This is a genomic window from Geodermatophilus sp. SYSU D00758 (genome assembly GCF_054049955.1).
This window is the reverse complement of sequence record NZ_JBJGYK010000006.1, coordinates 64,921-88,595: the sequence shown is the minus strand read 5'-3', so window position 1 is coordinate 88,595 and position 23,675 is coordinate 64,921. Positions and strand designations below refer to the sequence as shown.

General features: G+C 72.0%; 12 protein-coding genes. 5 read left to right on the top strand and 7 right to left on the bottom strand.

Features of this window, described 5'->3' with window-relative positions:
• Positions 1-13: 13 nt before the first annotated feature.
• From ACI8AC_RS06350 to ACI8AC_RS06340, 3 genes are read right to left on the bottom strand one after another with little or no spacing between them, the layout of a single operon-like run.
• Positions 14-3,250, bottom strand: coding sequence for a UvrD-helicase domain-containing protein (locus ACI8AC_RS06350; protein ID WP_456896286.1), 3,237 nt, complete (start codon positions 3,248-3,250; stop codon positions 14-16).
• The gene (locus ACI8AC_RS06345; protein WP_456896439.1) at positions 3,247-5,142 is read right to left on the bottom strand and encodes a PD-(D/E)XK nuclease family protein; all 1,896 of its coding nucleotides are present in this window, start codon (positions 5,140-5,142) and stop codon (positions 3,247-3,249) included. The genes ACI8AC_RS06350 and ACI8AC_RS06345 overlap by 4 nt, the downstream gene beginning before the upstream one ends.
• Entirely contained in the window at positions 5,115-6,320 is a 1,206-nt protein-coding gene (locus ACI8AC_RS06340) for a hypothetical protein (protein ID WP_456896284.1), read from the bottom strand. The genes ACI8AC_RS06345 and ACI8AC_RS06340 overlap by 28 nt, the downstream gene beginning before the upstream one ends.
• A 188-nt stretch (positions 6,321-6,508) precedes the next feature.
• Here ACI8AC_RS06340 and ACI8AC_RS06335 point away from each other — a divergent pair, with 188 nt between their 5' ends.
• From ACI8AC_RS06335 to ACI8AC_RS06320, 4 genes are read left to right on the top strand one after another with little or no spacing between them, the layout of a single operon-like run.
• A complete protein-coding gene (locus ACI8AC_RS06335) occupies positions 6,509-8,299 on the top strand; it encodes a hypothetical protein (RefSeq protein WP_456896282.1) in 1,791 nt (596 codons plus the stop codon).
• Entirely contained in the window at positions 8,299-9,492 is a 1,194-nt protein-coding gene (locus ACI8AC_RS06330; RefSeq protein WP_456896280.1) for a DUF6361 family protein, read from the top strand. Before ACI8AC_RS06335 ends, ACI8AC_RS06330 begins: the two co-directional genes overlap by 1 nt.
• Positions 9,479-11,242 carry a phospholipase D family protein gene (locus ACI8AC_RS06325; protein ID WP_456896278.1) on the top strand — a complete coding sequence of 588 codons (1,764 nt, stop codon included), beginning with the start codon at positions 9,479-9,481 and terminating at the stop codon, positions 11,240-11,242. Before ACI8AC_RS06330 ends, ACI8AC_RS06325 begins: the two co-directional genes overlap by 14 nt.
• On the top strand, positions 11,239-14,403 hold the full coding sequence (locus ACI8AC_RS06320; protein ID WP_456896276.1) for a helicase-related protein: 3,165 nt from the start codon (positions 11,239-11,241) through the stop codon (positions 14,401-14,403). The genes ACI8AC_RS06325 and ACI8AC_RS06320 overlap by 4 nt, the downstream gene beginning before the upstream one ends.
• A 62-nt stretch (positions 14,404-14,465) precedes the next feature.
• Here ACI8AC_RS06320 and ACI8AC_RS06315 read toward each other — a convergent pair whose 3' ends face one another.
• Positions 14,466-14,774, bottom strand: a complete 309-nt coding sequence (locus tag ACI8AC_RS06315; RefSeq protein ID WP_456896274.1) for an MGMT family protein — start codon at positions 14,772-14,774, stop codon at positions 14,466-14,468.
• Between the two features lie 586 nt (positions 14,775-15,360).
• Here ACI8AC_RS06315 and ACI8AC_RS06310 point away from each other — a divergent pair.
• A complete protein-coding gene (locus ACI8AC_RS06310) occupies positions 15,361-15,732 on the top strand; it encodes a hypothetical protein (protein ID WP_456896272.1) in 372 nt (123 codons plus the stop codon).
• 101 nt (positions 15,733-15,833) lie between these two features.
• On the opposite strand, the gene ACI8AC_RS06305 is transcribed toward ACI8AC_RS06310, so the two are convergent.
• From ACI8AC_RS06305 to ACI8AC_RS06295, 3 genes are all read right to left on the bottom strand, one after another.
• On the bottom strand, positions 15,834-16,241 hold the full coding sequence (locus ACI8AC_RS06305) for a very short patch repair endonuclease (protein ID WP_456896269.1): 408 nt from the start codon (positions 16,239-16,241) through the stop codon (positions 15,834-15,836).
• Positions 16,242-16,372: 131 nt separating this feature from the next.
• Positions 16,373-17,275 (bottom strand): HNH endonuclease, encoded by a 903-nt coding sequence (locus ACI8AC_RS06300; protein ID WP_456896267.1) that lies wholly within the window; start codon positions 17,273-17,275, stop codon positions 16,373-16,375.
• Between the two features lie 487 nt (positions 17,276-17,762).
• Positions 17,763-23,666 carry a DUF4011 domain-containing protein gene (locus ACI8AC_RS06295; protein WP_456896265.1) on the bottom strand — a complete coding sequence of 1,968 codons (5,904 nt, stop codon included), beginning with the start codon at positions 23,664-23,666 and terminating at the stop codon, positions 17,763-17,765.
• Positions 23,667-23,675: the final 9 nt, after the last annotated feature.

The following is a 23,675-nucleotide window of genomic DNA, read 5'->3' as shown; positions in this document are numbered from 1 at the left end:
TCGGGGGCCGCGCTTATTGCACGGTCGCGGCGAGGGCACCTGACGGTGTTAGGAACGCGAGCCGCCGGTCGACTGCGGCGGACGCTCCGGCTGCCGTGAGGATCTGGCCGTACGTTTTGATCTGCGGCGCGTAGTACTGCGCGCGGGAGGCGACGGCCTCGGCGGGGATGGCGTCGGTCTTGTAGTCGATGATCACCAGGGTTCCGTCGTCCTCGCGGTAGACGAGGTCGACGTAGCCCTCGAGCACGGTCCCGTCGGCCTGCACCGTTCCGACGTACATCTCCCGCCAGTGCTCGCGGGCAGCAGCCCGCTGCACCAACTCCGACGAGAGCGCGGATCGCACCAGCGCGGTCACCACGTCCGCATGGCTCTCCACGCCTTCGGAGACGCACTGCGCGGCCACGGCGTCGTCCAGACCTGCGCCGGTGGTCAGGTCGACCGACTGCAGCACTCCGTGCACCGCGCGGCCGATCGCCGTGCCGTACCTGCCCTTGGACCAGACAGGCAGTTCGACGTTGAGCGGCCCCTTGGCCCGGCCGGCCTCCTCCGCGCCGAAGGCGACAGCGGGTTCCGTGCCCTCCAGACCCGACGCAGACATCGCCGAGGCGCGGGCGCTCGACTGCCGCACCGACGTGAGAGCGGCGAGCCACTGGTCGTACTCCTGGGGCTCGATCGGCGTGGTCGGCTCCACGAGGGCAGGCATGGCCTCCGGAAGGGCCGCGACGGACCACGCTTCGGCGCCCTCCGTCGCCAGACCGTCGTCGGCCATGAGCCGTGCCGCCGTCCGCGTCGAGGAGGCCGCGGACCGGTGCAGCGACACCACCAGGTGGTCCCGCGCCCGGGTGGCGGCCACGTACAGAAGCCGGCGGCGCTCGCGGTCGTCCATCTGCTCATCGATCGGCGCCGCCACCTCGAAGTCGCCGGTGGTCACGCCCTTGCGGAGCGACACCTCGTAGCCGCCGCCCGCGGGCCACAACACCCGCACCCCGGACTGGTTCCGCGGGCCGGCCGTCATGCCGCTCATGACGACGATGGGGAACTCCAGGCCCTTGGCCGCGTGGATCGTCATCACCCGCACCGCGCTGGCGTCGGTCTCCGGCAGCGACGCCTCGACCACCCGGGACGTCTCCTCGCCCTGCTGCGCCGCCCACGCCAGGTAGGCGCGCAGCCCGCCGTGCTCGGACTCCGACCACGCACGCGCCTGGTCGACGACGAAGCGCAGCCGCCGCCACTGGTCCCGAGCCCGGGGCCCGGGTGCGGCCACCTCGAGCATCCGGCGTTCCGACACCAGCGCGGCGAGCACCTCGCTCGGTGCCATCCAGCGCGACCGGTGGTGCAGCCGGCGCAGATGGTCCAGCGCTCGCGCGACCGGGTGCGCCGCGCGGGTCTCGTCCACCGGCGCCAGCAGGTTGAGCACCCCGCCGTCGCGCTTCCAGGTCCACAGGTCGTCGTCCCCGCAGCCGTACAGCGGTGACCGGAGAGCCGTGACCAGTGCCAGGCCGTCGCTCGGGTCCGCGATTGCTCGCGCGGCGGCCAGCAGGTCGCGCACCTCCTGCGCCTCGTACACCAGCGAGCTGGCCTCGGCGCGGTACGGGATCCCCGCCGCGTCGAGCGCCTCCTCCAGAAAGGGCAGTGAGGTGCGCGCCGGCACCAGGATGGCGACGTCGTCCAGCCGTGCCGGCCGCCAGGTCTCGCCGTCCTCGTCGAGGACCCGCCAGCCCTCCGCGATCGCTCGGCGAACGATGCCGGCGACGTCCGCCGCCTCGAGCTCGCGCAGTTCCGCCGCCGTGAGCTTGTCCGGGTGCGCCTCAGCACCCAACGCCACGACGGCGGGGGAACCGACGGCCGGCTCACGCCGCGGGACCAGCGGGGTGTACCCCGGTTGCGCATCCGGCTCCGCGACGATCAGCCGGCTGAAGACGTCGTTGACCCAGGTGACGATCGGGGCGGTCGTCCGGAAGTTCGTCGTCAGGCTGACCTCCCCGCCGATCACCTGCTGCGAGCGCAGGTACATGCCGATGTCGGCGCGCCGGAACCGGTAGATCGACTGCTTGGGATCACCGACGACGAACAGCGAGCCGGGCGGGACGGCGACGTCCTCCCACCGCTCCTGCACGGCCTCGGCACCCCCGGCGATCCGCACCGCCAGCTCGATCTGGATGGGGTCGGTGTCCTGGAACTCGTCCAGCAGCAGCTTCGCATACCGCTGCTGCAGGGCCGCCCGGACGTCGGGGTCGAAGCGCAGCAGATCGCGGGAGAGCACCAGCAGGTCGTGGAACTCCAGCCGGCCGGCCGCGCGGCGCTCCTCGGCGGCCTCGAGCACCCGGGCGGCGATCCAGCGGCTGAGCAGTGGAAGCGTCGACTCCAGCACCTCGGCCACCAGCGTGGCGGCGCCGTCGAGCAGCTGCCGGCAGTCGGCCTTGAGCCCGTCGAGCACGTCCTTGCCGCCCCAGCTGGCGCTTCGGCCGTGGCGCAGCTTCAGCCCGGCTGCCTCCCGCAGCACCTCCAGCTGCTGCGCGGCGTTCGCGGCCTGCGCTGCCTCGCCCAGCCGGGCACCCCACGCGCCGACCGCCGCCAGGTCGGGGAGGAACTTGTCGTCGGCGTCTGTGCAGTCCTCGGCCCGCGCCGCGAGCTCGGCCGCGCGCTCGACGAGCCGCTCCAGGTGGCGCAGCTCGGCCGGCGCGGGGTCGTCGCCGTCCAGCACCCGGTCGGCGACCAGGTCCCAGTCGGCGTTGAACAGCTTGGCCAGCGACCGCAGGTGCTCCAGCGTCACCCCGGCCGACATCGCCAGCAGCAGCGGCTCGGCGATCGAGTCGTCGTCCAGGAGCCGGCGGCGCTGCTCGGCCCAGCGCTCCTCGAAGGCGACGGCGGAGCTGAGCTCGTCGGCGACCTCGAGCAGCGGCGGCAGGCCGGCCTCGATGGGGTGATCGACCAGGATCCGCTGGGCGAAGGAGTGCAGGGTGCCGATCGCGGCGCCGTCGAGGTCGTCCAGCGCCTGCTCGGCCCGCTCCCCGCCGCGCCCCTCCAGTTCGGCGCGCAGCCGGTCCCGCAGCTCGGCGCCGGCCTTCTCGGTGAAGGTGACCGCGGCGATCGACCGCATCGGGACGCCGTCATCGAGCACGAGCCGGGCAATCCGGTCGACCAGGCTCTTGGTCTTGCCCGAGCCGGCGCCGGCCTCGACGAAGAGGGTTGTCGAGGTGTCCTCGCGGATGGTGTCCCGGGCGGCGGCGTCGGCCAGGGGTGTGCTCACGCGTCGGCTCCGTCGGTGTCGGGCAGCGGGTCGATGAGCCCGACGAGGTCGGCGAGCCGGGCGTCGCGCCGCTTGCGCTCCCACCGGCCGCGCGCCTGGCCGTAGCCGATGCCGTCGGGGTTGCAGTAGGCGCACTGCACGTAGGCGTAGTCGTCGGTCTCCGGCGGCCGGGCGGGGAACAGGCCCGCGCGGATGCTGGTGACGATGGTGTGCAGCGTGCGCGCGTAGACCTGCTCGATCTCGGCGGTCAGCGGGACCTCGACGCGCCCCTTGTCGCGGCGGACGAACCAGTAGGCGGCCTCGACCTCGGTCTCCGGGGTGCCGTGGGCCTGCCGGGCGGCGTGCGCGTACACCGGCAGCTGCAGCTTGGTGCCGCCGAGCACCGGGTCGTCGGCGGTGAGGTCCTTGAACGCGCGGTTGCTGCCGCTCTTGATGTCGGTGACGAACAGCCGCCCGTCCTCGGCCTGGTCGACCTTGTCGGCGGAGCCGCGCATGAGCAGCGTGCCGCCACCGGGCAGGGCGATGGCGACCGGGTCGGCGTCCTTCATGCCGAACGGCAGCTCGCTGGCGACGACGGCGGCGCGGTGCTCGCGGCGCCACTCGTCGTCGGCGGTGAGCATCGCCTGCAGGTCGGCCTGGATGCGCACGAGCGTCTGCTGCCACAGCCGCGGGTGCCCGGTGCGGCCCTCGGCGGCGAACTGCTCGGCCTTCCGCGTCGCGATCTCGGCCAGCCGGCGGCGCTGCTCGGCGCGCCACGGCTCGCCGAAGCCGGGCAGGCAGCCCTCGTGCTCCTTGACCAGGGCGTCGAAGGACTCGTGCATCAGCGTGCCGATGTCGGCCGGGCTGATCGTGATGAGGTCCTCGGGCTGCTCGACCGGCTGGACCCGCAGCACCTGCTCGACGAAGTAGGCGTGCGGGCAGCCGGCGTAGCGCTCCAGCGAGGTGGGGGAGACCGGGCGCTCACCGGTGGCGAAGTCCGGCAGGCCCTCGGCGACGGCGGAGAGGTCGCCGTCAAAGCGGGTGAACGCCGCGCCGTCGCGGCCGCGGCGCAGCTCGTGCGCCGCGGTGACGACGGGGTCGGCGAGCTCGACGCCGGCGTGCGCGGCCTGGGTGCGCCACTCCTGCTCGCTGGCCGGGTGCGGTGTCCGGATGAGCTCGCCGGCGAAGGACGGCGACGTGGTGAGCCAGCCGGTCGGCGGGGCGTCCCACTCGGTGGCCGAGAGCTCAGGGCGCCCGGAGAGGGCACGCAGGGTGGGCAGCAGCCAGCGGCTGGGCAGGTGCCGGCTCTTGGTGCGAAGGTCCCCGCGCGGGAAGGAGGCGATCACCTGCGGGGCTGCGGCGAAGGCGGCCAGCAGGTGCCGGTGGGCGGCATCGATGCGCTCGCGGTAGCTGAGCAGCTGTCCGCCGGTGACCTCCCGGGCCCGCTCGGGGAGGAGCGGGTCCTCGCGCAGCCGGCCGGCGTAGACGGCCTCGGCCAGGCCGAGGACGAAGACGACGTCGGCGTCCAGGCCGATGGCGGCCGACACCGGTGCGACGAGGACGCCGTCACCGAAGCGGCCGACGCGGGGCAGCGCGCTCTCCAGCTGGCTGGCGAGGGTCTCGTGCAGGGCGGCGAGGCTCGCCGGCGCGCCGAAGCCGTCGAGCGGGTCGAGCGTGCTGAGCGCCTGCTCGAGCGCGGCCGCGGCGTACTGCTCCTCGGCGGGCAGCGCGGTGAGCTCCTCGGCCTCGCCGAGAAGGGCGTGCACCAGGTCCAGCGCCCAGGCGCTGAGCTCGCGCCAGCTGGTGAGCTGCCGGCCGCGGTGCAGCTCGGCGCGCAGGCCGGTGGCGAAGCGGCGCAGCCGCTCGGCGTTGTCGATGTCGGCGGTCAGCCGGTCGCGGACGCCGGGGTGCATGTCCTCTGCGGCGCTGGCGAGCTGGTCGCGGTGGTCGTCGATGTAGCGCTGCAGCCGGCGGTCCCAGTCGTCGCCCTGCACGACTCCGGCCGCGCGGGAGATGCGCTCCCAGCGGGAGACGGGGATGCGCTCGCCGTCCCGGTCGCGCATCGGCGCCGAGGCGAGCACCCGGAAGAGGTCTCCGCGGGGGATCTCGTGCGCGTCGAGGTCGAGCAGCTCCAGGACGGCGCGGGCGACGGCGCGCTCGTGCACCGGGCGTGTGCCCGGGCCGTTGACCGCGACGCCGGCGGTGGCGAGGTGCTCGTGCAGCAGCCGGGCGTAGGGGTTCTGCGCGGCGTAGAGGACGGCGACCCGGTGGGCCTGTGCTCGGCGAGGCTCCTGACCACTTCCCGGACGACGCAGCGGACCTCGTCGTCGGCGTCGGAGGCGGTGAGCACCTGGGTGGCGGTCGGGCTGGCCCCTGGTGTCGGTGGTTCGACGCCGACGCGGTCCAGCGACCGGTGCACGGCGGCGTCGGCCTTGGCGTGGCCGGTGAGGCCGGCGACGACCCGAAGCTGCCCGCCGGCGGCGAGGGCGTGGACGAGGTCGGCCTCGGCCCGGGTGAGCTGCTGGGGCAGGTAGAGGACGACCGCGCCGACCTCGGTGGTGCGCTCGGGATGCCGCCGGCAGAGCTCGGCGGCCGTGCGGAGGAGGTCGGTCTCGTCGTACCAGCCGGGGGAGAGCGCGGCCCGCACGTCGCCGTAGAGGCGGACGAGGTCGGGGCCGAGGGTGGTGGCCCCGGTGAGCGCGTCGAGCGCCTGGTCGTCGACGTCGCGCAGCTCGCGGCCCGCGCGGACGAGGGCCTCCACGGTGGCGGCGTGCTCGGCGACCGGCTCGAAGATGCCGGGGTCCTTGAGCGCGGCCCGCCACGCGGCAGCCACGACCGGGGTGGTGGCCGGGCGGCGGGGGTGTAGCGCGGGTGCGGCGAGCTGCTCGGCCAGCCGGACGATCGTCGTGGGGAACAGCGCGGCGACACCGCGGTGCCCGTCGCCGAGTCCGTGTGCGAGGAACCGGCGGGCCACGATGCCGGCGATGTTGTTCGGCATGAGCACGGTGACCGGCGCCAGCGGGTCGCCGCTCTTGGCCTCACGAACCGCCTCGCGGAGCTCCTCCAGAGCAGCCCGTCCGTACGCCGCCATGCACACCCCCGTGGTCGCGACCGCGGGACCGTAGCAGCGTGATCTTGGTTGGGGTGGATTTCGGGACGCTTTCGTCTCAGCAGTCACTCGCCTTGGTGACGGGGGTGTCGCAGGCGTAGGGACGTCGGTGGGCCGTGTCAGGCTCCGCGCTCGTCGGCTGCTCGTCCCATCGGCTCACGGGGGTGCCCATGGCTCCGCTTCTCGTCTTCCTCCACGGTGTGGGTGATGGTGATCCCCGTGGCGAATGGCTCACGCACGTCAACACGGGTCTCGAGAAGATCGGCTACCAGGGCATCGCGAAGGCGGGCACGGTCGCGCCTCGCTACAGCAGCTTCCTGAGCACCGACGGCATCAGCGCATCCTTGCCCGGCCGCACGTACGTGACTGCGGACGAGGACAGGAGGCGTCGCGAGTACGAGCGCCGCCAGGCGCGGGTCAGCCGCCTGATCGGCCACGACCCGGACGCCGGGCCGTTCGGCCTCGACAAGCTGCCGGACGCCGTGCTGCCACCGATCCAGGACCGCGCGGTGGCCTGGGTCGGGCAGCTCCAGCAGGTGGATCGCTACATGAACCAGGAGGGCCTCCGCGGGGCGATCCTCCGGCACGTCCTCGAGCAGCTGCCAGCCGACGGGGAGATCGTGCTGGTCGGTCACAGCCTGGGCTCGGTCATCGCCATCGACCTCTTGGACCACCTGCCCCAGGGACTCCACGTCAAGCGGTTCATGACGATCGGCAGCCCAGCCGGGTCCTCCTTCATCCACGCCAAGAGCGAGCGCCTTCTCAAGCGGTTTCCCTACGGGGTCGTGGGCGACTGGGCCAACCTCTACGGACGAGGGGACATCGTCACCGCCGGCCGGGGGCTCGCCGGGACGTTCCCGGCAGCCCAGGACTTCGTCGTGGCCACCGGCTCGCGGCACGAGGCGAAGGCCTACCTCGAGCACGCGTCGGTGGCCACGTTGATCGGCGAGGCGCTCCAAGGATCTCTTAGCACGGACCTCGCCCCCGTCGAGCGAGCGATCGAGGTCTCGGGCTCTGTCCCCGAGCACCTGGCCGTGTTCGCGCTGGCCTTCGCGCACCACGTGCGTCGGGCGATCGAGGACAAGGGCACCGCCGAGCGGTACACGCTCGCGCTGCAACTGGTCCAGGAGGAGATGAGCACCCGGCTGCGCACCATGCTCGTGAACGAGGGCCGCCCCTTGTCCGCGACCGTGCGAGACCTCGCCGACGGCAAGCCACCACGCCTGCAGCGGTCCTGGGAGCTGGACGAAGTGATCGATCCGCTCGTCGTCTGCGCGCTGTCCAACCTCGTCCAGCCCTATGACATCGACGCCGGCAAAGCCCCGATTGCGGCGCTGCGGGACATGGCGATCGAGATCGGCATCCAGCCCGAGAGCGGTGTGCTCATCGGCAAGGCGATCACCGAGGTCCGACGGGAGCTCGCGGACAGTTCTGGCATCCCGTGGACGCGCATCGCGGTGGGTGCGGCGGGAGTCGCTCTGATCGCTGCAGGCCCGCTGGGCATCGCCCTGGCCGCGCCCGCTGGGGCCTTCGGAGCAGCGGCATTCACGGGAGCTCTCGCAGCCTTCGGTCCCGGGGGCATGGTCGGCGGCATGGCCCTGTTCGGGGGGCTCGCTTCGGCGGGGGCAGCGGTCACGACGGGTGCGGCCACGGTGAGCGCGGCCGACGCGCCACTCGACCAGATCGTCACCGATCTCCTCATCCGTGTCTCCGCGGCCCGGTCCCGGCAGATGCTGGACCTGTCGGTGGACCCGCTCGTGTGGACCCACGTCGTCACCATCGAGGCGGAGGTCGCCGCGGAGCTGAACCGCCTCTCGCCGTTGAGCGATCCCAAGTCCCCGCGCCTGGTTGATCTGCGCCGGAAGCTCACCGTCGTGCGGAAGCTCCTCACGTACATGGCGGTGCACGGCATCCAGCCGGGTGAGCTGGTGGCGGCGGCGGGCGAGGAGCCCGCCGCCTGATGTCGGCCCTCACCTGGCTGGACTTCTCCGCCGACGAGCAGCGGCGTACTCGCGAGATCCTGCGCCTGTTCGAGGAGACGGAGAGCCGGGACGAGCTCGGGATCGGTCAGGTGCGCGACGCCTTCTCCGACCTGCTCTTCCCGGGCACATCCGTGCTGCTCACCCGGGCTCGCTACTTCCTCATCGTGCCGTGGTGCGCGCAGCACGCCGACAGCACCGCGCACTGGAAGTACCCGCTGACCATGGACGCCGTCGAACGGCAGGCGCTGGTGGCGCTGAAGACGTCCGCCCCAGACGAGCTGGGCATCATCGGCGCTCGAGCGGGTGCCGCGGTCAAGAACCTGCCCTCGGTGATCTACGCGCACGCGCTGGAGCGCTACGGCATCGCCCAGGAATTCGTCGAATTCGTCGCGGACGAGGAGCTCGGCGAGCACGTCACCCGGCAGGCACTGGGCGCGTGGGTGTCCTCCCTGCCGCCAGCCCCAGCTGGATTCCCCAGCACCATCGAGGGCGGCGTGAAGCTGACCCGCGACGAGGCCATGTGGCTTTCCGAGCGAATCACCTCGCGCTGTCCGGACAGCTACCTCGCACACTTGCTGCTCTCCGACCTCCCGATCGACGGCGTCGACTGGCCGTGGGCGCACCCGGCGCTGTCGACCGCCGACGCAGATCTGCGCTCGCTGGTGCACGACGCCGAGCTGTTCTCCCTGGCCATGCACGGCTCGGCGCTGCTCTACAACCTGCTCATCGCGGAGTGGTACGAGCGCGAGCAGCTCACCCGGGTGGCCGACCCCGTAACGCTGTACCGCGAGGCGTTGGACGACTGGGTCGAGGAGGTGCGGACGCACCCGCGCCGCGCCACCTGGGATACCGGTGCGATGTGGGAGCGCGTCCTGGAGCAGAACGCGCGGATCAGCGCGAACGTCCGGGCGCGACGCTTCATCGCCGACTGGCTCGACCTCTTCGTCGAGGGGGCGGTCGACGGCATCGCGGACAACTCGTCACACCGGCGGCTCGTCAGTGAACGAGAGAGGGCGGTGAAGGGGCCGCAGTCGCGGCTGCGCAACGAAAAGCTGCTCCGGAACTGGGCCGGCGCGTCAGGAAGCCGGCGGCTCGCCTACCGCTGGGAGAACGTCGCCACGCTCGTCCACGACATCCACGCCGGCCTGGAGGTGACCGGTGCTGGAGCCTGACGGCCGCGCGCTGCTGCTGGACGCCCTTCGAGCGCCAGACGGCTACGAACTCGACCAGGCGGTCGCCACGACGTTCACCCTGCACCTCGACACGGCGCTCTCGGTCCCGTTGTCGTTCCTGCCCCGCCGCCTGGCCGAGTCGGGCGACCCGATCGCGCTCATGGAGGCGGTCCGCTCGACGGCCGATCGGCTCGACGTCTTCCACCAGGCCGGCATGGTGTCCATGCCACCGTCGCGGTCACCGATCTTCTCGTTCCTGGAGCCGGTGCTGCACGCGGTTCGCCGTCCTCGGGCCGGCCGCCTGTTCCACCCGAAGCTCTGGGTGTTGCGGTACCGGAGCGAGGAGGCCGACGACGTCCGCATGCGTCTTCTGGTCCCGAGTCGCAACCTCACGGCGGACCGGAGCTGGGACCTCTGCCTCCAGCTCGACGGCTGGCTCGCCAGCCGGCCGAGCAGGCAGAACAAGCCGCTGGTCGACCTGTTGCGGGCGCTCCCGGAACTGAGCCTGACCGACCTACCGGCCGAGCGCGCCGCTCGAGTGGCGCAACTCGCTGACGACCTGCACCGCACGGAGTGGGCGCTCCCCGAGAACGTCGACGAACTGTCCTTCGACGTCCTCGGCCTGGGGAAGCGACTGCCGGACGACTTCTTCGTGGGCGACAACCACGTCGTGATCTCACCGTTCTGCAATCCCCAGGGCCTGACCACGGTCACCGCCGGCCGGCCCGCCACCGTGGTCAGCCGGCAGGAGAGCCTCGACGCCTTGCCAGAGGCGGTCGTGCAGTCGTGCAAACCCTTCGTGCTCGACCCGCTCACGAGCGAGGTCGAAGACGCCGGCGACGGCGCCGCCCCCACCGCCACCGGTCTCACCGGCCTGCACGCGAAGTGCTACGTCCTCACCTACAACCGCAGGGCCTGGATCCGCGTCGGGTCGCCCAACGCGACCGACGCGGCCTTCGGCGGCAACGTGGAGGTCCTTGTCTCGCTTGTCGGGTCGGCCCGCAAGCTCGGAGTCGCCGCGGTGACGGCTGACGACGGTCCGCTGCGCAGCATCCTCGCCGACTACACCCGGCAGCCAGCGGTTCCGGACGACGACACCGAGCAGCGACTCGACCACCTGCTGATCGATCTGGCGTCGCAGCCGTTCACCGCAACGGTCCGCCCGGACGGCGAGCGGTATCTGGTGGAGCTGGAAGGACCGGTCATCTCCTCCGCGCCCGTCGGCACGCGGCTGGCGGTGGGGCTGGTAACGGTGCCCGAACTGGCTGCCGAGGCACCGATCGGGCAGCCGATTCGTGCAACGTTCAGTCCGCTCGAGGTCGATGACCTCTGCGCCTTCGTAGTGATCACGGCGGCGATCGGTGACATCAAGGCGAGCGCCGTCGTCCTGGCCGAGCTGGTGGGCGCGCCCACCGACCGCCTCGATGAGATCGTCGCCCGGCAGGTCGATACCCCCGAGAAGTTCCTCCGCTTCCTCGCGTTGCTCCTCGGGATGGGCCAGCCCGTCTGGGCGCTCGGCAGTGGCCAGGACGGTGCGGGGCAGGAGACGTCGTCCTCGTCCTTCGCCGCCCCGGGGCTGTTCGAGCTGCTGATGCGCGCTCTCGTCGAGCACCCCGATCGGCTGGACGACCTGGCCCGGCTGGTCGACAAGCTGCGCACGGGGACGAGCGGATCCGCGGTGCTCCCCGTGGGCTTCACCGAGATCTGGGATGTGGTCGACGCCGTCCGTCAGGAGGAGGACGTCGCGTGACGCGCTTCGACGCCGCCCCTGTGCTCGCCGGGCTGAAGGATTTCCAGCGCGACTCCGTGGAGCACGTCGCGCGACGCTTCTTCACCGACGAACAACCAACGCGGCGCTTCCTCATCGCCGACGAGACCGGACTGGGCAAGAGCGTGATTGCGCGCGGGGTCATCGCGAAAACACTGGAACATCTCCAGGACGACGCCTCCGTCGACCGCATCGACATCGTCTACATCTGCTCCAACGCCGACATCGCGCGGCAGAACCTGGCGCGGCTCGAGGTCACCGGGAGCCGGGCGACGCAGATGTCCACCCGGCTGACCATGCTCGCCCGGCACTCCACCACTCTCAAAGAGACGGCAGCGGACGCGCTGGACAAGCCCGTCAACCTCGTCGCCTTCACCCCCGGGACGAGCTTCGAGAGCGGCTGGCGGACGGGGCAGGCGGAAGAACGCGCCCTCATCTACCTCCTGCTGGAAGCCGAGCTCGGCTTGAGCGGCTGGGTGCGGCGCAGCGCTCTCCAGGCGCTCCGCGCGACGACGAGGTCGTTCTCGCGGTTCGAGGACGTGGTCTCGGCTCTGCGCTCGTCGCTCAAGGGCGGCCCGGACCCCGTCATCGCGCAGGCCTTCGGGACCGCGCTCAAGCAAGACGACCTCATCGTGCAGGTGCAGCAGCTCTTCGACGACGTGGGCCGGCGGCACGGCCTCACGTCAGAGCTCAAGCACCGTGCGACCGCCCTGATCGGCCAGCTGCGCAGCCGGCTCGCGCGGGCCTCCATCGAGTCGCTGCAACCGGATCTCGTGATCCTGGACGAGTTCCAGCGCTTTCGGAACCTGCTGTCGGTCGAGCAGGGCGGGGAGAGCGCCGAGCTCGCCCGCGAGCTCTTCGACTACGGCCAGTCGAAGGTCCTGCTCCTGTCGGCCACGCCCTACAAGCCGTTCACGCTGGACCAGGAGACCCTTACGTCGGGGGAGAGCCACCACAAGGACTTCCTGGAGACGCTCCGCTTCCTGAACCGTGATCCGATCTGGCTCGGCGCGGTGGAGGAGGCGCTCTCCGCCTACCGCAACGCGCTGACCCGTGGTCGGTCGGCATCCGCGGCGGCGGCGCGCGTCCGGGAACTGCTGGTCACCGTCATGACCCGGTCGGAGCGGCCTCGGCTCGGCACCGGCGAGATGGTGCGGGAATGGCGCCTGGACGTCACGGCCCTGACGAAGGACGACGTCCGCGGCTACGTGCGGCTCCGTGAACTCGCCTCGGCCGTGGACGCGAACGCCACGCTGGAGTACTGGAAGTCGGCTCCGTACTTCGTCAACTTCACCGAGGGCTACCAGCTCGGCGAGAAGTTGAAGAAGGCGCTCGGCGACGGGGCGTCGGACCAGCTGCGCGGTCTGGTCGCGCGCACCCAGCACATCGACCCGGCGGCGTTGAGCCGGTTCGGTGAGATCGACATGGGGAACCCGCGGCTGCGCCAGCTGGCGGACGAGACCGTGGGGAAAGGGTGGTGGCGGCTGCTCTGGCTACCACCGTCGATGCCGTATTTCCAACTGGACGAGCCGTTCGCCGCGCACGCCGGGATCACCAAGCGGTTGGTCTTCTCCTCGTGGTCGGCGACACCGACGGCCATCGCCGGCCTCCTCAGCTACGAGGCCGAGCGCCAGCTGGTGGCTGGGCGGCTGCAGGAGAACTCGGCCCGTGCTCGCGCGGCGGTCGCCAGCCGACTGGACTACAGACTGGACAGGGCTCGCCCTGCCGCGATGAGCGCGCTCGCCCTGTTCTGGCCACACCCTGCCCTCGCGCAGCTGGGCGATCCGCTCGCGATCGCCCGATCTCGACCCGACGACGTCCTGCGGCGCGCGGACGTCGAAGACGCTGCTCGCCGCCGTCTCCTGGCGCAGGCCCGCGATGGGGGCGTGGAAGCAGTAGAGCGGGAGACCGCCGCGTGGACCAGCGTCTTCAGCTGGCCCGGCGCTGTGCCTTCGATCGCCGACGACGAGCTGCTGACGGCACTCGCCGCCGGATCACCCGATGGTCAGGACGACGGTGAGCGGTCGGCGGCCGACGGGCACACCGGCCTCGCGGCGCACGTCGAGCTCGCGCTGGCCACCGCTGCGCGGGCGACCGGTCCGCGGGTGGGCCGCGGTGACGACGCCCTGCAGGACATCGTCCGGATCGCCGTCCACTCCCCGGGCAACATCGCGTGGCGCGCGCTGTCGCGGGTGCTGCGACCGGGCGACTCGGTCTCGCCCGCCGAGCACTGGGAAGCTGCCGCGCACCTGGCGGCGCATCTGCGTGGTCTGTTCAACCGGCTCGAGAGCACGCTGCTGCTCGACCGCAGCGGTGACGACGACACCTACTGGCGCGTGGTCCTCGACTACTGCGCCGCCGGCAACCTGCAGGCGGTTCTGGACGAGTACCTCCACCACCTGCGGAGCTCCATCTCCGACGTGCCGCTCAACGGAGCGGCGCTCATGAGCCTCGTGGATGACGTGGTGCGCGCCGTGGGTCTGCGGCCAGCAGCCTATGCGCCCTACTACCCCCTGGACGAAGACGGCCCTCGGCTCCGCAGCCGGTTCGCGCTGCGCTACGGATCTCCGCGCGGCGTCTCCACGGATGCGGTCGAGGGCATCCAGGTCCGTCAGCAGGACGTGCGCACCGCGTTCAACAGCCCGTTCTGGCCGTTCGTCCTCACCACCACCTCGGCCGGGCAGGAGGGCATCGACTTCCACTGGTGGTGCTCGGCGCTCGTGCACTGGAACACGCCGGCCAACCCGGTCGACTTCGAGCAGCGTGAAGGGCGGGTGCACCGCTTCGGCGGTCACGCCGTCCGCCGCAACGTGGCTGCTGCCCACCGCGCCGACGCGTTGCGGTCTGGCGCGCTCGACCCGTGGAAGGCGGCCTACGATGCTGCGGACGCGGCCACCGAGGACCAGGGCGACTTCGTGCCGTACTGGGTCTACGACGGCGAGGCGACGATCGAGCGGCACGTCTACCCGTATGCGTTGAGCCTCGACGGCCCCCGCTACGAACGGCTCAAGCGGGATCTGGCCATGTACCGGTTGGCGTTCGGCCAGCCGCGGCAGGAAGACCTGCTGAAGCTGCTCGACCGGAGGACCGACGAGGAGATCGACGCGGCCGACGTCATCGACCTGCGGCCGCCGTCGGCCTGACGACCGCGAGCGTGCGCCGCCTCAACGGTCGAGTGTGGCCAGGCGGCGTAGATCGTCGGTGCTCAGGCGCTGCCCGGGTCAGCGGCACCGTTGGTGAACCGAACACCTTCGGCTGCCAGCACCTCCTCGACCGACTCTGTGCGGTTCGAATCCGACCAGCTGAAACCGGGGGAGGGTCGGCCGGTGCTGGCCAGCACCCGGTGAGCGCTGGTGCAGTCGGGGCACCGCATCACGTGGTTGCCCAGGGGTTGGGCGACGGTCCCGACCAGCTGCGCGAGGTCGCCATACGTCGTCCACCGGCCGGCCGGGATGGCCTCGAGCGCCCGGTGGAGGTCGGACCAGTCGCGACGGCCGATCGTGCCGTCGGCCATTTCTGCGAGGTCGACCCCGCGGGTGTTTGACCCACCAGTCAGTACCACGTGTTGGCGCCGTGACACCGGCAGCCTGCTCGAGGATGTGCCTGGCAAGCGTTGTCGGCCGCCAAGGCTGTCCGTCGGCTTCCCACACGAGAGGGAAGTCTGGATCGTTTCGCCACTTGGCCCGGCCTCGGGCCGGCTCCGCGGCGACCCACGCGTCGATCGCGCTTCGCCGGTCGACGTTCGTGCCCGACGCGGGGCTGAGGCTCAACGGCTCGCCGTCCTCGAGCAAACCCGCCTCCACCAGGCGCCGTGCGGCGCTCGCTGCCCCACTCCTCTCGGCTGCCTTCTCCGTGGCCACCCGGGCCTCGGCCCGGGTGGGCGCGAGCGTGAACTCCTCTACCTCGGCGGTGGGGTACACCCTCGTGAATCCGGCGACGACACGGTCGTCGATGCGCCACGTCGTCACCGACACCAGCGAGATGTCGACCCCCATCTCCGAAAGCCAGACCGCTGTGTGCGTCACTTGCCGCGGGAACGAGCCGGCGATGAGGACCAGGCGCGGTCGCCGGAGCACGTCGGGATCCGGTTCGCCGCCGATGTGCTCGACGATGCGGTCACTGGCCTCGGCGACGGTGAGCGGCTCGCCCCGTCGGGAGCGGTACTGCGCGTGCGCCTCGGCCAGCGTCTTGAGGGTGAACCGGGAGACCAGGGCTGCGTAGGTGATGGCCTGCAGGTGGACGTCGCCGCCGGAGTCGTCCCGCTTGAGCTCGGCGACCACCAGCCGTCCGGAGGAGTCGAGACCGAGGACGTCGAGCCGGTCACGGGCCCGTGTGCCGTCCTGGCCCGCCCAGCGGTCGTACTCCGATGTGATGACGAGGACGTCGTCGCCGAGGACCTGCGGTTGGTCGAGCACCCACTCCTGCAGGTGCGCCCGCTCCTGCAGACCGAGCGCGGACAGGGAGTGCGTTGAAGCGGGACGCGCAGCGCCGCCTTCGACCTCGAACAGCATCGTCACCCATCCATGCTGCGACGAGTCAGCCCCTGGACCTGGGAGGTGCCACCGCGGGGTCGTCAGCCGATGCGCGAGGTGCTCCGCCGTCCTGGAGCGGGCCGGCTCTCCAGGTGCGCCGCGATGGCCGAGACGACGTCCTCCGGCGCTTCGTGCTCCCAGAAGCGCATGACCGTCCACCCGAGGTCCTGCAGCTGCGCGGTCGCTGCTGCATCACGGGCCTGGTTCATCGCCATCTTCTGCACCCACCACCCGGCGTTGGCCTTGGGCATGTGCTGGTGCTCGGGGCAGCCGTGCCAGAAGCAGCCGTCGATGTAGACCGCCAGTCGTGCGCCGACGAAGGCGATGTCAATCGTCCTGCGCCGCTGCCCCGGGATCCGGAAGCACACGCGGTAGCGGAGTCCTCGTGCCCAGAGCAGGCGCCGGACGGCCATCTCAGGGCCGTTGTCACGGCGTCGGAGCCGGCTCATCCGGCGGGAGATTCCCGTAGTGACCGCTCCAGGATGAGGACCCGGGTCCAGTGCGGAACGAGCAGTCATGAGCCCACACGTACCAGCAGGGGATGACGCTCGGCCGCGACGACCAGACCGATCCCGGCTCGTCAGCTCGCCGCTTGGAACTCCGCGAACCGCTGCTCCAGGCGCTCGGGGTCCGGGCGGGCCGAACGGTGGTGCGGCAACGTCAACCGCGCACCGTGCATGGCCTGGATCCCGTACTTCAGCATCGGGCCGTCAATCTCGACGAGCACGTCCTTGCGCACCTGCACCACGTAGTCCGGCCGGATACCGAGGATGTCCCGGTCGTAGGCGGCGTGGTGGATCTTGCAGAGGCTGAGCCCGTTGGGGACGACCGGTAGGCCACCCTCATCCGGGTCCCGGATGATGTGCGCGGCGTCCAGCAGGTCGGTGTGCTGCAGGCGGCAGATCGCGCACTGCTTCTCGTACGCCTGCAGGACCCTCGCCCGGAACACCGGCTGGTGCAACCGAGCGCGCACCAGCCGCTCCAGGTACGACCGCCGGTCCAGGGGCAGGGAGTCGACCGCGTTCGGCTCGAAGAGGCGCTGGGCCTCGTCGACGGCGATGAGGAAGGCGTGCTCCTCGGGGTGCTCAGCGACGACGTAGACCGGGAACTGCGCCTGGTAGATGCTTTTCGCGACGCCGATGAAGTAGGCGAGCGGGCGCTGCTGCTGCATCGCGGTGCGGAGAGCACGGTTGTCCGAGTGCCCGGGGTCGATGCCCCGGTACGCGTACTTGACCAGTCCGCCAGGCGCTATCGCGTCCTCGTACGGCGGGAGCTGGTTGGGCGCGGTGTACGTCGTGCGGATCGTCAGCGCGGCTTCCAGCGCGGCCGGTTTCCAGATTCCCGGTTGGACGACGAGCTTCAGCGGTTGGCCGTCGACGGCGAAATGGTTGATCTGCGCGGACGTGATGCCCTCGGGGTGCACGGCGGACAGCCGTTCGAGGTGGGCGAACATCGCCGTCCGGACCTGTTCGTCAGAAAGCACCGCGCGGGCCCCTCGTCGCCCGCGGCGGCGCTGGAGACCCAGACGTGCCGTGCATCGGACCCTAGCTGTCGGGGACCCGCATCCCACGGAGGAGACCGGCGGCACTCGGTCGGCCGGTGGAAGAGGGGCGTTTCCACCAGGCCACCACCTCCACGAAGCTCTACGCGTCTCAGCGGCCGTGCCGATCGTGGACACGTCCCTCCACCCGGACAACCTCGGCAGGAAGACTCCCCCCACCTCTCGGACACGGGCGAGGATCTCACGGGCGGGCTGCCGCGCGGCACGGACGCCGGCGCTGGATGCCTCGGTCAGCTGGCACTACTTCGACACGACCACCTTGGACCTCGGCCGCGAGCAGCTCGAGCTCGGTGCAGATCGGACGATCGGCCTGTACAGCGCGCCGAGGCGTCGCTCGCCGTTCACTGCAGATCCTGTTTGCGGTGCGGTCACGAGAGCAGTCCGTGGAGTGGGCCTCCGTCGGTCCGTGTCATTCTCCGGCGCTGATGAGGCCATCGTCCCGACGTGCCAGCCGGCCGGTCGCCATTCCGCGGGCAAGCGCTGATTCCAGCACACCCACCTGCGCAGGAGTCCGCCGGCGGTAACCGAAGACCTCCAAGGTCTGGGCGAACAGTTCGTCCTCGGACATGCCGGCAGCGGCACGGCACAACGCCACCATCGCGTTGCCGATCTCCTCGGGAGCGATGTGCTCCAGGGGCCGGTCGCCGCTCGACGCCTGCCGACGGAAGTCCGTGCATGTCGATGCCCTGCCGGCCTCTGGCCACACGAAGTCACCGACCAGCAGCGAGGGCGGGATGAGCCTGGCGATGGCGTCCTTGCGCGCCTGGGCCACCCGCCCGAGACCGAACGCGGCCGCGGTCAGCCGCGTGAGCCGGTCCACGTGGATCGGCCCCTCAGCGCGCACTCCGGCCAGCAACGTCGTCCGCACGACCTCTGCCGCCCGAGGGGCGGCCAACTGGTCCAGGACGCTGCGGTCACCGACCCGACCCGGCTCCCACGGGACGAACGCCGTCTCGCCGTCGAGCATCGTGGTCTGCTCGCGAGCCGCCGTCGAAGCGGATGGGACGGGCTGGACCGAAGCACTCATCGCCGCTGTCGGCTGCACGGAGTTCGCCGGGGATGGCGTCTCCGGCGGGCGCTTCGGCGCCGCGGGGGCCGGCTCCTCCGGACGGGTGTCGACCGCAGCCACCAACCGGTCCACCACCGCGCTGCGGTCGGCCAACCAGGACGGCAGCCACACCCGCTCGACCGCCGGCCAGTTCAGCATCCCCTTGAGGACGTCCACCGGGAGCCCGTCCCGGTCCCCGACCGTGCCGCGGCCGGCCCACGCCGGCCCGTCCAGCAGCACGGCGACCACCGGCCTCGCGGGCTCGTCCGGACGGGCGAGCGCCAGGTCGACCTTGAAGTCGGACAGCCCGACGTCGCTCCGCACCACCAGGCCGCGGTCCCGCAGCGCGGCCGCGATCTCGTCCCGGTGGCGGTCGGGCACCGACGGCGCGCGACCGTTCTGGGGGAGCGCGTCGGTGCCCTGCGCCGCCAGGTCCAGGTAGGCGCGCAGGTGCTTGATCCCGACGGACGACGTCTCCTCGGCCCGGAGCTGCGCGGGGTCGAAGCTCGAGAACACGACCACCTGGCGTCGCGCACGGGTGACCGCGACGTTGAGCCGGCGTTCACCGCCGGCACGGTTCAGCGGCCCGAAGTTCAGCGGCAGGACGCCTCGCTCGTTCACGCTGAACCCCGTCGAGAACAGGATGGCGTCGCGCTCATCACCCTGGACGTTCTCCAGGTTCTTCACGAACAGGCCTTCGCCGTCCGTGCGCTCGAGCGCCTCGATGAGCCGTTCGTCGCCCGTGTCGCGCAGCACCCCCTCGATGTAGGCCCGTTGCTGCTGGTTGAAGGTGACGACCCCGAGCGACGGGACCTCGTCGGGCGACGCGGCGAATCGACGGCGGATCTCCGCGACCACCGCCTCGGCCTCGACCGGGTTGGTGCGCAGCAGCTTGCTGCGACCGGACCGGTGGAACTGGCCGTCCACGCGCACCAGTGCGACCCCGCGACCGTCCGGCCCCGCGGATGACCGCCCGTGCACCGGTGCGGGGAAGGAGGACAGCCGGTTCTCGTAGTACTGGCGGTTGCTGAACGCGATGAGCGACTCGTCCTGGCTCCGGTAGTGCCACGAGAGCCACTGCCGGGGCACACGTGCCTGGACGCACTCGCTGAGGATGCTCTCCTCGTCCTCGGCGACCGGTTCCGGCCCCTCCTCGGTGAGGTCGTCGTCACCGCTCCCCGCCCCCGCCTCGGCAAAGCTCGTCGGCGGCATCTGCTTGCTGTCACCCACGACGACTGCAGCCTTGGCGCGGCCCAGCGCGCCGATCGCGTCCGCGACCCGGATCTGCGACGCCTCGTCGAAGACGACCACGTCGAACAGGCCCGCGGAGGCCGGGAAGAAGCGGGAGACCGAGTCGGGGCTGACGAGGACGCACGGCATCACGGCGGTGATCAGGTCGCCGTAGGTGGTCAGCAGCGCACGCACGCCCAGGCCGCGTCTTTGCTTGGCGAGCTCCCGCTGCAGCGCACCGACCCGGCCCAGGCCCTTGGCCGCGTCGAACGGGCGACTGCCGAGCACCTCGGCGGGGACCGCCGACCGGAGGTGCTCGCGCACCGCGCGCGAGGCGGCGGTGAACCGTCGGATGGCACGCTCGTGCGTCGCCGGGTCGAAGGTGTCGAGGCCGGTGGCCAGACGGCGCTCCTCCACCGATGTTTCCGCCAACCCCCTGTCGAAGGCCCGCACCGCGTCGTCCGCGGGGAGCGCCCCGGTCACGAGGGTTGTCCGGGCCTCGGTCAGCCCGGCCGAGCGCAACGGCTCCACGGCCGCGAGGAAGTCGACCCAGCGCTGCAGAGAGGGGAGACCGGGCTGCTCCAGGGCGCGCTCCCGCCGGGTGAGCGCCCAGCGGCTGAGCAGGCCCTCGTCGTCGGCCCAGGCTCCCAGACGCTCCTCGTCCGCGTGGCAGGCGGTGAGCAGCCCGGCGAACGCGTCCCGGGCGCGGCCGATCGCGGTGGCGGCCGCGGGATCGGTGACCGGACCGGAGGCGAGCAGCGCCCTCAGCGCACCGGGGAAGCCGTCGTCGGTCTCCACCGCCGCACCGGCACGGCGCAGCCACTCCACCTGACGGTCGAGAACACGCCGTCCGGCGTCGGTGAGCGGGTTCCAGGCCGGCGGCACCGCCAGCCCGGGGACCACGCCGGCACGCTCCGCCAGCCCTCGGACGGCGCTCTGCACCTGCAGGAGCGCGGCAGCCAGCGCAGGAACCGCCTTCGGTTCCACGACGGCTCCGGGCCGGAGCGCGGGGGCCAGCTGGTCGCGGACGGCGATGAGCCGCTTCTTGCGACCGAACCAGTTCGACGCCGCGGCCGCTGCGGCCGCAGCGTGGATGTCGGCCAAGGGGAGGTCCAGGGCGGCGGGGGTGGCGACGTCGAGCCCGGGGTGCGCTGCGGCGACGAAGGCGGCGACCTCTCCGGCGACGGCGCCCGTTGCCTCGTTCCACCGGGAGGAGCGCGTCTCGTCCAGGACGTCGAGACCGACCGCGGGCCCACCCAGCAGCTGGGCGAGGGCCTCGAGATCGCGCGAGGTCCGCGCCGCCCCCAGCGCGGCGGCCAGTCGGCCGTCCGACGGCAGCCCGGCGAGGGCGTCGTCCACGTCCCGGGCGGCCTGCTGCACCGCGGCGACGTCCACTGCGCTCGTGTCGACGAACGCCCACGGGTGCCCTGGCCGGGGGCGGGTCTGGTCCGCGACGTCCGGCAGGCCGGCGAGCAGCTCTCGCACCGCCGAGGTAATCTCGACCGTGGTGGAGGCGACGAAAGAGGTGGGCACCGGCAGGGCCGGGATCTCGGTTCCCGCCGTCAGGAGCGCCGTCCGCGCCGTGTACAGCGACAGGCCGCCGCCGTTCTCCTCGTGCAGCCGCTGCGCGTAGCGGCCGAGGCTGCGCCGCGCTGACCTCAGGTCTTCCCGATCCGTGGACAGCCCCTGGGTGTCGACGCCGACCGCGTGGTCGAGGGCCTGCCGGATCTGGGCCCGGACGACAGCCGGCTTGCTGCCCTTGTCGTGCAGGTCCAGGGCGAACGGGCCCATGCCGACCGCCTCTAGCCGCCGGGCGACGACGTCGAGCGCGGCGCGCTTCTCCGCGACGAAGAGGACGCGCTTGCCATCGGCGACCGCGCGGGTGAGGAGGTTCGTGATGGTCTGCGACTTGCCGGTGCCGGGCGGCCCCTCGAGGACGAACGTCCGCCCGGCTGCGGCCTCGGCGACGGCCCGCAGCTGCGACGCGTCACCGGGCACAGGGCAGCGCGCGCCCAGGTCGTCGAGGTCGGCGCTCTCCGCGCCGGTGGTGACCGGGTCGGCGTAGGGCTCGGTGGGTGCTTGCACCAGGTGGGCGACCAGCGAGTTGCTCGTGAAGTTCGCCCAGTGCTCGTCGAGGTCCTTCCAAAGCCGGAACTTGGCGAACTGCAGGATGGCGAGATGCACCGTCGGCTCGACCCGATAGGGGAGCCCGCGCTCGGCGATCGCCACACGCATGGCCTCGAACGCGCTGTCCAGGTCGATGCCCGCGCCGTCCTCCGCCGGCTCTGCCAACCCCGGCACGGACATGCCGTGGACCTGCCGCAGCTTCTCCAGCAGGCAGTAGTTCGGCGTGCTCGTACCCGTCTCGTCCAACGTCAGGCGGTACGCACCGTTGCGCGCCGTCGGATTCAGGTTCACGGGAACCAGCACCAGCGGCGAGCGCAGCGGCCGGCCGTCCAGCTCCCACGCCAGGCTGCCCAGAGCCAGGTAGAGGTTGTTGGCACCGGTCTCCTCGACCACGGTCTTGGCCTTGTAGGCGAGGTTGCGGAACCGCGTCAGGTACCCGGCCTCGGCCACGTCGGCGAACACCGCACGGCGCTGGTGCAGCATCTCGGCGAGCTGGTCCTGGGGGAGCTCGCGGGCCGATCGGAGCCCCCGCGCCCGCTGCACCTCGGCGATCTGGTCGGAGGGCAGCAGCGTGATGGCGGTGCCCAGGTTGACCATGTCCTCGAGCGCGGCCAGTGAGTCGTCCGGGACGGTGAGGGCCAGCCCCGCTCGGTCCGTGTAGTTGATGAGGCGGTTCCGCAGGCTCAGGTCGAGCAGTGCGTTCTTCCACTGCTGGACGCGCCCCGGGACCTCCTCCCGGCCGGTCGGCCCGGTTCCGACCGGTTCCGCCGGCACGGGCCGGGCCGGTGCACTGTGCACGGCCGGCCGGTACTCCACGACCTGGACCGTGCCGTCGGCATCCCTGGTCCGGGCGGGGAGCGGCAGGACGTGGTCCTGCCGCGCCCGGTGGATGTCGACGACCCCCTCGACACGGTCCAGGTCCCCGGTCAGCCACGAGGCGTACGCCGGGCGGTGGAGATCCGGAAGTGCCGAGCCGTCGCCGCGCTCGGTCAACAGCGTGGTCTCGATCAGGCGGATGAGGCCGAGGTCGACGAGGTTCACCAGCGGTGCCACGTCGGTGGTGGCCGCGCTGTCGACCGGTCGTTCCTCCCGCCAGTAGCCCAGGAACGCGTGCCCCTCGACGATCCAGAGCATCGGCCGGATGCCGGCCTGCTCGAGCGCCGCGGCGAGGACGACGACCGTGTCCAGGCACGTGCCCATGCGCCCGTCGAGGACGTCGCCGGGCGTGCGCACCTTCTGCCCGGTGTCGGCCCAGCTCGCCGGCGGCTCGCTGTAGCGGATGCCCCGCCGGTACATGGCCTCGGTCAGGGCCGCCACGATCTGGTCGACCCGCTCCGGGCCCGACTGGTAGCCTTGCACCGCCGGGCTGCTGGTGCGCTCCTGGAGCAGCTCCGCGGCCTCACCGACCAACGCCGTGATCGACGGGTGGTTGGGCATCACGTGCGCCGCGAGCATCTCCAGGGCCAGCGACGGCGGGGTGGCCAGCCACTGCTGGGCGGCCAGCAGCTGGACGGGGAGCGTCTGCCGCGCGAGCGAGTGCTCCCCGTGCACCACCTCGACCTCGATGGTCCCCGGCCGCTGCTCCTCGATCTGCAGCATCGCCGAGGGGTCCAGACGGAGCGGCGCGTCGGTCAGCACGGTGGTGGCGGACTCGGCCAGGTCCGCGTGGAGCTCCACGGGGCTGCCGATCGATCCTTCGGCATCGCGCACCGAGAGGCGGAGGGTGACCCCCGTCGCGGGAGCTCCTGTGTTGCGGATCGCGATCCGGGACACCACGGGCACCTGGTTGTGGGCCAGGGCGTAGCTGAGGACCCGCGTGGCGGTGGTGTCGACGGTCACCGGCGAGGCGCTCGCTCCGTTCGGCCCGTGGCCGGCCTGCTGCGGGAGGGCGTCCGCGGTGTCACTCATGGCGATTTC